Source organism: Cyanobacteriota bacterium (assembly GCA_025054735.1).
In the GTDB taxonomy this organism is placed as follows: Bacteria; Cyanobacteriota; Cyanobacteriia; order SKYG9; family SKYG9; genus SKYG9.
In genome coordinates, this window is sequence record JANWZG010000707.1 from 1 (window position 1) to 607 (window position 607).

Here is a 607-nt window from a genome sequence, read left to right on the forward strand (position 1 = left end):
GGACGAAGTGGATCTAGGGCTGGGGGCACGCCTGGCCGGGGAGGTGAGACCAGAATTTCAAGCCAGCACAGTAGGTCTAATTCTCCAGCAGCCTAGGGATAAGCTACCACCTTGGTTACGTATGCAGTTATTAGCTGACAGCAATTCTGAAGCGGTGATTCCAGCCATAATCAAGGCGCTAGCAGATTCGGACGCTTCTGTGCGTAGGAATGCAGCGGCAGCCTTAGGCAACATCGGCAGTGAGCAGGCGATCCCAGCCTTACTCAAGGCGCTGGCAGATTCAGACGCATCCGTGCGTAGGAGCGCAGCGGATGCCTTAGGCAACATCGGCAGTGAGGAGGTGATTCCAGCCTTACTCAAGGCGCTGGCAGATTCAGACGAATCCGTGCGTGGGAGCGCAGCGGATGCCTTAGGCAACATCGGCAGTGAGCAGGCGATCCCAGCCTTACTCAAGGCGCTAGAACACTCAGACCGTACCGTGCGTTGGAATGCAGCGGCAGCCTTAGGCCAAATTGGTAGTGAACAAGCCATTCCAGGCTTACTCAAAGTAATGGAAGATTCAGACTGTTTCGTGCGTTGGAGAGCAGCAGAGGCCCTAGGCCAAATC

Annotated in this window: 1 protein-coding gene; it reads left to right on the top strand. The window is 55.8% G+C overall.

Annotation, left to right across the window (positions count from 1 at the left end):
- The coding region (locus NZ772_19470) for a HEAT repeat domain-containing protein (protein MCS6815734.1) at window positions 1-607 on the top strand (607 nt) is incomplete at both ends.